This window comes from Streptomyces sp. URMC 126, assembly GCF_051386555.1.
GTDB lineage: Bacteria > Actinomycetota > Actinomycetes > Streptomycetales > Streptomycetaceae > Streptomyces.
The window spans coordinates 1-7,806 of record NZ_JBPQTX010000322.1; the positions used below are offsets into that span (position 1 = coordinate 1).

Here is a 7,806-nt window from a genome sequence, read left to right on the forward strand (position 1 = left end):
CCCTCCCCCCCCTTCACCCCAGCAACGCCGCTGCCCGCTCCATCACCTGCGGGCTCGCGAACGTCAGCCGTCCCACGTGCACCCCGTCCGAGCCGTACGCCGGTTCCTTGAGGACGGCGCTCCGTAAGACGTCCAGCGTCCAGGCCTCGCCGTGCACGACGATGCCGGCGGCCGGCGGCATCACGCTCATGCTCCAGCCCGCACCGAGCACCCACGTCCCGTAGGCATCAGTCTCGTTGGCGGGGTTGGACGGCAAGTGGCGGGCCGCCAGTTCCCAGAGCGAGGACGCGACCGGGGACATGCCCGGCACGGGCACGGAGGCCACCACCGCCATCGTCTCGTGTCTGGCGTACGCCAGCACGCACCGGCCGTCCGGCCACTGGGCCGTGAAACGCGCCATGATCACACGGTCCGATCCGTCGATGCGCCTGGCCATACCCGCCCTCTCCCCTTCCGCCGGTGCCCCCGCCGGCCTTCCCTCGTGCAACCAACAGCCTTGGAATGCAAGGGGTCACGGGTACGGCCGAGGTCACCTGTGCGTCCGCGACGACTGTGCCCCGCGAGGTGGAGGGGGCGCGCCCGTCCGACCGGAGGGTGGCGTCAGGTACACCCCGCGCGGGGGCGCAGGCCCATGGCCCGCCCGGCGGACCGGTGATGAGATCGGTGTGCGCCAAAGAAGCGGCATGCCCCACAGCGCAGGAACACCTCGCGGAACAACAGGGAAAAGCATGGCCGCGAAGAGCGGCGCGGAGAACGACGCCGAAAACGGCATCAGAGCAACACGAGGGACGGAGCGTCGGCAGCGACGCGTCCGCCCCCGCCAACGAGTACGAGGAGACCGAAACATGCAGGTGGGCGGAGGCCGACGACGACCGGGCCGTAGGACGAGAAGAGCCGTCGCGGCCGGCGGTGCGGTCGCCGTGGTGACGGCGCTGCTGACAGGGTTCACCCCGGCCGCGCCACCGAAAGCCACGGCCACCCCAACCTCCTCCGCCTCCTCCGCCTCCTCTGCCACCACCCCCGCTACCTCCCCTACCTCCCCTACCTCCACCGCACAAGCAACGCTCGACAAGAACGTCCAAGCCGTCCGGGCAGCCGGCGGGGCCGTCCGAGTGCTCGCCGAGACGGATACGGGCCACGGTGTCCTCCGGGCGCGAGCGGGCGGCGGCTCGGCTCCGACGCCCTGGAGCGCGCACTTCCGCGCGGCGAGCACCACCAAGACGTTCACATCCGTCGTCGTCCTCCAACTCGCCGCGGAGGGACGGCTGTCGCTCGACGACACCGTCGAACGGTGGCTCCCCGGAGTCGTCCGGGGACACGGCAACGACGGTTCGCGGATCACCGTACGGGACCTCCTCCAGCAGACCAGCGGCCTGTTCGACTACGTCGACGACCCGGCGCTGGGCCGGGCGCTGGCCGAGGATTTCGAGAAGCACCGCTACGACACGACTCCCGCCGCGGAGTGGGTGGCCGTCGCCATGCGCCACCGCCCGCTGTTCACCCCGGACCGCGCGGCCCCCGGCGGGCACCGAGGCGGCCCCCCGCGCTGGGCGTACTCCAACACCAACTACCTGCTCGCCGGCATGATCGCCGAGAAGGCGGGCGGTCTCGGCTGGCGTGAGCAGGTCGAGCACCGGATCATCGCCCCGCTGGGCCTGCGCGGTACCTCCGTGCCCGGCGCCAACCCCTACCTTCCCGCCCCGCACGCCCGCATCGTCCTCCGCACCCCCGACGGCAAGCGGACGGACGTCACCGACCACAGCCTCCAGCACACCGCCGACTCCGCGCTGGTCACCACCACCGCCGACCTCCGCACCTTCTTCCGCGCCCTGGCCGGCGGAAAGCTGCTGCCGCCCGCCCAACTGCGCGAGATGCAGCGGACGGTGGCCAGGACCGCCGACAAGGACGACCTCGCCGAATGGCCGGAGGGCGGGTACGGGCTCGGTCTGCGCTGGACCCCGCTCACCTGTGGCGGCGGTTACTGGCACCACGAAGGCGACGGCTTCGGTTCGTACACCCGGACCGGTGTCACCCCGGACGGCCACCGCACCATCGCGGTGACCGTCACGAGCGACGGGGACGGCCCCGACCTCGTCCGCCTCAACAAGGCCACGCGCAAGCTCGCCGACGACGCGCTGTGCGGGTACGCCGAGCGCACGGCCCGACGCTGAACAGCCGAGCACCGAACAATCCCGGAGCCAAGCACCAAGCCCCGTGCCGAGCACGTGCCGCAGCGCCACGACGACCGCGTCGTGCGCCACGAGCAGCACCCGCCGCCCGGGCGGAACGGTGCCGGGGTCGTGCAGCAGCGCGCGGACGCGGGCGGCGACGTCGGGCAGCGATTCGCCGCCGGGCGGCCGGTACGTCCACTCGCCGTCCCGTTCGCGACGCAGCGCCTCCCCCGGGTCGCGGTCACGGATCGCGTTGGCGTCGTGCCCCTCGAAGACGCCCATCTCCCGGTCGCGCAGCCGCTCGTCCGGGACCGGCGAGGGCAGGGGCGTCCGGCAGCCGAGCCGTTCGGCCTCGGCCGCCATCACCTCCCACGTCTGCCGGGCCCGGAGGTACGGGGAGACGACGACGGCGTCCGGGACCGCCCCGGCCAGCCACCGGCCGAGCCCGGCGGCCTGCTCCCGGCCGAGCGGGGTCAGCGGTACGAGGGGGTCGGTTCCGGCGGGCAGCACGGCGGGCACGCCGGTGGCACGGGCCCGGTCGAAGAGCACGTTGGCCGTGCTCTGGCCGTGCCGGACGGCGATCAGCTCGCTGGGGAAGGCGGGTTCTGCCACGGGCGGGCTCCTGGGGAGGGGCGACCGGACGATCGGACGGGCCGGAGGGAGGCGTCGTCCCTGGTCATCACTCCTACCCCGCCCGAGGCACACCTCACGTGGCACCGGCACCGCGCCGCCCCCGATGCTGTGATCATGATCGAACAGCCCACCGTCCGCCTCTTCTCCTACGGCACCCTGCGCCAGGCCGAGGTCCAGCGCTCCCTCTTCGGCCGCGAGCTCACCGGCACGCCCGACGCCCTGCCCGGCTACCGGCTGGCCACCGTGGAGATCACGGACCCGCACGTCATCGCGCTCAGCGGGTCCGCCCACCACCCGATCCTCCAGCCGACGGGCGACCCCGCCGACACGGTCGAGGGCACCGCGCTTCTGATCACGGAGACGGAACTGGCCGCGGCCGACGACTACGAGGTGGACGACTACGAGCGCACTCTGGTGCCGCTCGCCTCCGGCGCCGAGGCGTGGGTGTACGCACCGGCGGGCACCGGACCGGAGGCAGCCACCGGGGCGCCGTCGGACGCGCGGACCACCGTGTGACGGCACCGTCCACCACGCCGCGCGGGCCGCGGACCGCGTCGGCGCGCGTCAGGCTCCCATCCCCACCCGGCCGCACCCGCAAGCTCGCGTCCCCGCCCGTCCGCGCGCTCCTCTCACATCGCAGGCGGCGGCGGGAAGACCTTGCCGGCCGCCGCCGATGTCCGAAGCGAGGCCCTCACAGGTCCCGAGCCCGGTGGCCGCCACGGACCCCGCTCCGTCGGTGAGCGTGATCGCGTAGAGGCGACCGCCCTGCTGAGGGCCGACGGCGTACGCCTTGCCGGCGCCGCGCCGGGTTTCCACACGCAGGGCAGTGGTGCCGGGCAAGCCGCTCACGGCGTGGAGCTTGCCGTCGGCCAGGCCGACCGCGCGCAGATTGCCGGCGAGGGTGCCGACGTACGCCGTACCCTTCCCGTCCGGTGCCACGCCGGTGACACTGCCCGGCCGGAAGTGGACACGGACGTGGCCGTGGCCGTGGACACGACATTCACCGCTGTGGCCACCCGTGCGGCCCCGCCGCGCGAGGCGCGGGAGCACGGTCGCCTGCCGACACCGCCGACCCAGGGCACCGGCTTTGGGGATTACCTCCACAGCGACGGCTGTCACACCGACCACATCACCCAGTGATCCCCCCCCCGTCCGCGCGAGCGGCGTCATCGTCCGCATGAACCGACGCGCGAAAGACGAGCTCAGCGCCCCTTCCGCCACCGCAGCGGACCGGCGGCCAGCCACGCCGCGCGCATCCGCTCGTATTCCCGCCGTTCGGTGGTGGTGAGCGCGCGCCCCCGGCGCTCGGTCAGGAAGGCGCGGATGGCACGGTTGATCTCTTCGGCGCGTAGCTGCTGACGGATGGGGACCAGGGACATGCCGACAGGCTAAGGGGAGCCACTGACAAACGACCCCTGATCCGGGAAGAGTTCAGGAGAAGCTCATCAAATCCTCATCAAGCGGGGCACGACGACCGGCACAGCGTCCGTACGCCTGTCGTGGCACCGTCCCGTACGGGGTCCGCCCGGTGACCCGTCGGCCCCGACCGGCCCGGACCATCCCGTAGGGACGCCCCCGGCTCGCCTCTCCAGCCCTGCCCCGGCCCCGCAAACGCTCACGCCGCCGTGCAGTACCGTCCCCGGCCGCGCGTGGCCGCGAGCCACTCGGTGCGCAGGCGAGCGTACTCCCGCCGTTCGTCCCCGGTCAGCGCGCGGCTGCTGCGCGCGGCGAGGAAGCTGCGGATGGCGTGGTTGATCTCCTCAGGGCATGCGGGACCTACGGTCCGGGTCTGGAACATGCGCCCAGCGTACGAAGCCTCGTGAACCACCGCACCCGAATAACGCCTCACCCGCCACTTCCCCGAGGCGAACGGCCGGTCGTGCCGCAGGAGTACCGGGCCGGGGCGAGAGCGCGGCAGCCGGACTGAGCGGTCGTGCGCGTCACAGCCGGGGCCCGGCCCCGGCGTCAAGGGTCGGCCTTACGGGCCCCGGCCTCAGGGGACGGCCTTAGGGGACGGCCTCAGGCTCCGGGCCCTGCGCAACCGCCCCGGGAACCTACACGGCGAAGCCGTTCACCCGCTCCGGGGTGATCCGGACGATCAGCCGGATCTCCGTCGCCTTCTCGTTCGGCGGGTCCTCGCCCAGGTAGCGCTGCGAGAGCCGCTTCGGCAGCTCCTTGTCGGGGTCGGGCAGCAGCTCTGCGGTGCCCCGGATCTCGGCGGACCGGTAGGGGTTGTTCAGATCGAAGACCGCGAGGCTGACGCGTGGGTCGCGCTCGATGTTCCGGGTCTTCTTGCGGCCGGCGGTCACGGAGACGAGCACCGTGTCGCCCTCGCGCTCGAACCAGACCACCGAAGACTGCGGACCGCCATCGGGGTTGATCGTGGCGAGAGTGGCGAAGTTCTTGCCGTCGAGGAGGGCGGCAGTGGCGGCATCGAACCCGTCGAATCGTGTCATGCCGCGTAGCAACCGAGCACTGACACCTTTTCTTCCCCGCCTTCTTCACCATCCCCGCCTCCCCGAGTTCCCCCAGCGCTCCTCGGGACGGACGTCGCCACCACAGCCCGCAGCACCGGCTCAGGGCAGCCAGACATCCCCGCCCACCCTTACCTTCCCCTGAGACTCCGTCAGATCGCCCCCCGGCGCAGAGGGGGGTTGGCCTCACCATCGACCGGCCCGCCGCCCCCATGGTCCGGCGAATCTCGGACAACGAGTCTGAATGCGTACGGATCACCACGGATTCACCGGGCACATCACGGATCCATCGAGCAAAAAGGAAAGCCTCTGTGTTCAGCTTCAAACGGCCGCACCGCCGTAGCGCCAGAACCGCCACGGTCGGCGCTCTCGTGGCCGCGGCCTGCGCCACCGTCATGACGGGTAGCGCCGGTGCCATCGTCAACGGGACGGAGGCCAGCGCGAATTACCCGTTCATGGCGACCATTCCGATGTCGGCCCCGGACTACGGCCTGGCCGACGGGGTGTGCGGGGCGTCGCTGATCGACCGCCAGTGGGTGCTGACAGCGGCCCACTGCGTACAGGGCGAGGGCCTCAAGCTGGACGGCACCGTGCGGATCGGCAGCGACCACCGCACGTCCGGCGGAACGGTCCGGAAGATCGAGCGAACCTTCGTCCACCCCGGTTACGTGAACGGCGACGACAAGACCGCCAATCGGAACGACATCGCGCTGATACGCCTGGACCGCCCCGTCAGCCGGCAGCCCATCCGGATCGCCGAGCAGGCGGGGCCACCCGGCACGCCGACCCGGCTGCTGGGTTTCGGCACCACCGTTGAGGGCGAGTTCGCGTTCCCGGACCGGCTGCGGGAGCTGAACACCCGCAGGGGCGCCGTGTCCGAATGCGCGCCCGGCTACGCGGACCGGACCCGGCTGTGCACGATCAGCACCGTGCCCAAGGCCATGGCGTGCCACGGTGACTCCGGCGGACCGCAGATCCGGAGGGGCCGCGCCGGCCGCTGGGAGCTGATCGGAGTCACTTCCGGCCCCGGCGCCCCGAACGTGCCGTGCTCGCAAGGTCCGGGCCTCTACACCAGCGCACCCGCCTACGCGGGCTGGATCGCCAAGACCATGAAAACCGGCAGCGCCCCGCCGCCCGCGACCGCGAACTCCCCCGGCACCGCCACGAACGCCCGCATCGCCAGTCGGCCGGGTCCGGCAAGCGCGGAGGTGCGGCCAAGCGAGCCTGCAACAGGTACGTCCCGAAAAGCCCCGCAATACGGACGGTGACGAGTACCCGACGGCAGCGACTCGCGAAGGAGCCGTGGGTAGTGACCTACAGCACGACGCCCTTTACGTGACGCCCGGATCGGCACATCACACGTGAGGCGAGGGTCGGAGCCTTCCGGCACCTCGCCTCACGAAAGGACACATGTATATGGATGACCGCAATCGCACCGGCGCGGGTTCCGCCGCCGTTCTGCGGGCCACCACTAGCGCGCCTGTCTTTGTCGAGCGCCACATGTTCCAGCTTTCCGACCCTGACGCGACACTTTTCATCACCCCGCCGATCCCCGCGGAAGAACGGCCAGTGACGTTTGGAGCGGGACGCACGCTTACTCTCTTCTCCAGCGCCCTGGAAGACGGCAAGCCCCACGTCGATACCGAACTGTGCGCGGCGCAACCACCACAAGGGCGGGCTGCATCCCCTACGCGTGCGGAGGACCGGACAGCCGGTCCGCTGAGAGCGGGGAAGGCCCTTCGTGACCAAGCCCGCTGTCGTGTGGTTCCAGAGCCTCATCGAGAGCGTCTTCGTCCTCAGTGCGGCGGATCCGGAACCGCGCAATGGCCAACCAGGCGGCCATGAATGCCGCCTGGAGCGTCGAGCCGCTCCGCCCGCTCCCGGTGGACGGAGCGTCGAACGTGCCAGGGTCGCCGTTCCTCCGCCCGCTTGACGCCGCCGTGATTCAACTGCCTGACGCCTGACGGCAGCTGGAGACGAAACCGGAGCCCTACGAGAACACTGCCCCTCGCATACACCCACGCAGCGGCCAAGGCGGCGAGGACGGTGCCGGCAGGAGAGCATCCCCGCAGCGGCGTCCTCACCGGCGGCCGGGGTGGCTCCGCGCGTCGTGATGGAGATCCTCGGGCACGGCCCGATCAACATCACCATGGACGTGTACGCGCGCGTCTTCCAGAGCACGCAGCACGAAGCGAGGAGCCACATGGACCGGCCGCTCAGGAAGCGGCCCGACCGCTCGCACCGCGCCCGTTGATGTCAGGGCCGGATGCCAAAGGCCCCGGAGTTTGATCACTCCGAGGCCTTTGCGCTGGTGGGCACAGACGGATTTGAACCGCCGACATCCGCTTTGTAAGAGCGGCGCTCTACCGCTGAGCTATGCGCCCGCAACGAGACGACAGCCTACATGTCCCCGACGGGCTCCCGGCAAACCCGTAGGGTCCGGCCCTGACCCGCCTCGGGCTGCGCCCCGCCTCGGGACCCGCCCACCTCCGGGCACCCGTCCGCCCGGCGCCCGTCCACCCGGGCCC

10 protein-coding genes, 1 tRNA gene and 1 pseudogene are annotated in these 7,806 nt (G+C 71.7%); 5 read left to right on the forward strand and 7 right to left on the reverse strand.

Annotated features, from left to right (window positions below):
• Positions 1-13: 13 nt before the first annotated feature.
• Positions 14-400 (reverse strand): hypothetical protein, encoded by a 387-nt coding sequence (locus tag ACSNOK_RS27820; RefSeq protein ID WP_436783544.1) that lies wholly within the window; start codon positions 398-400, stop codon positions 14-16.
• Between the two features lie 445 nt (positions 401-845).
• Here ACSNOK_RS27820 and ACSNOK_RS27825 point away from each other — a divergent pair, with 445 nt between their 5' ends.
• Complete coding sequence (locus ACSNOK_RS27825; RefSeq protein WP_436783545.1) at positions 846-2,171, forward strand: serine hydrolase domain-containing protein; 1,326 nt, start codon at positions 846-848, stop codon at positions 2,169-2,171.
• A 36-nt stretch (positions 2,172-2,207) separates the two neighbouring features.
• On the opposite strand, the pseudogene ACSNOK_RS27830 reads toward ACSNOK_RS27825, so the two are convergent.
• Positions 2,208-2,894 (reverse strand): annotated as a pseudogene (locus ACSNOK_RS27830) (histidine phosphatase family protein); the annotation flags it as partial.
• A gap of 24 nt (positions 2,895-2,918) precedes the next feature.
• Between ACSNOK_RS27830 and ACSNOK_RS27835 the strand changes: the two are divergent.
• Positions 2,919-3,320, forward strand: a complete 402-nt coding sequence (locus ACSNOK_RS27835) for a gamma-glutamylcyclotransferase family protein (RefSeq protein ID WP_436783546.1) — start codon at positions 2,919-2,921, stop codon at positions 3,318-3,320.
• A gap of 48 nt (positions 3,321-3,368) precedes the next feature.
• Here the strand turns inward: ACSNOK_RS27835 and ACSNOK_RS27840 are convergent, their stop codons facing one another.
• Positions 3,369-3,743, reverse strand: coding sequence for a hypothetical protein (locus tag ACSNOK_RS27840; RefSeq protein ID WP_436783547.1), 375 nt, complete (start codon positions 3,741-3,743; stop codon positions 3,369-3,371).
• 69 nt (positions 3,744-3,812) lie between these two features.
• On the opposite strand from ACSNOK_RS27840, the gene ACSNOK_RS27845 reads away from it, so the two are divergent.
• A complete protein-coding gene (locus ACSNOK_RS27845) occupies positions 3,813-3,944 on the forward strand; it encodes a hypothetical protein (RefSeq protein WP_436783548.1) in 132 nt (43 codons plus the stop codon).
• Between the two features lie 62 nt (positions 3,945-4,006).
• Here ACSNOK_RS27845 and ACSNOK_RS27850 read toward each other — a convergent pair whose 3' ends face one another.
• From ACSNOK_RS27850 to ACSNOK_RS27860, 3 genes are all read right to left on the reverse strand, one after another.
• Positions 4,007-4,183, reverse strand: coding sequence for a hypothetical protein (locus tag ACSNOK_RS27850; RefSeq protein ID WP_436783549.1), 177 nt, complete (start codon positions 4,181-4,183; stop codon positions 4,007-4,009).
• A gap of 236 nt (positions 4,184-4,419) precedes the next feature.
• On the reverse strand, positions 4,420-4,602 hold the full coding sequence (locus tag ACSNOK_RS27855) for a hypothetical protein (protein WP_436783550.1): 183 nt from the start codon (positions 4,600-4,602) through the stop codon (positions 4,420-4,422).
• 256 nt (positions 4,603-4,858) lie between these two features.
• The gene (locus ACSNOK_RS27860; protein ID WP_436783551.1) at positions 4,859-5,260 is read right to left on the reverse strand and encodes a PPOX class F420-dependent oxidoreductase; all 402 of its coding nucleotides are present in this window, start codon (positions 5,258-5,260) and stop codon (positions 4,859-4,861) included.
• A 329-nt stretch (positions 5,261-5,589) separates the two neighbouring features.
• Here ACSNOK_RS27860 and ACSNOK_RS27865 point away from each other — a divergent pair, with 329 nt between their 5' ends.
• Together ACSNOK_RS27865 and ACSNOK_RS27870 are read left to right on the forward strand one after the other, a co-directional pair.
• The gene (locus tag ACSNOK_RS27865; RefSeq protein ID WP_436783552.1) at positions 5,590-6,546 is read left to right on the forward strand and encodes a trypsin-like serine protease; all 957 of its coding nucleotides are present in this window, start codon (positions 5,590-5,592) and stop codon (positions 6,544-6,546) included.
• Between the two features lie 842 nt (positions 6,547-7,388).
• Positions 7,389-7,532 carry a hypothetical protein gene (locus tag ACSNOK_RS27870; RefSeq protein ID WP_436783553.1) on the forward strand — a complete coding sequence of 48 codons (144 nt, stop codon included), beginning with the start codon at positions 7,389-7,391 and terminating at the stop codon, positions 7,530-7,532.
• A gap of 55 nt (positions 7,533-7,587) precedes the next feature.
• Here the strand turns inward: ACSNOK_RS27870 and ACSNOK_RS27875 are convergent.
• Positions 7,588-7,662, reverse strand: a tRNA-Val gene (locus ACSNOK_RS27875).
• Positions 7,663-7,806: the final 144 nt, after the last annotated feature.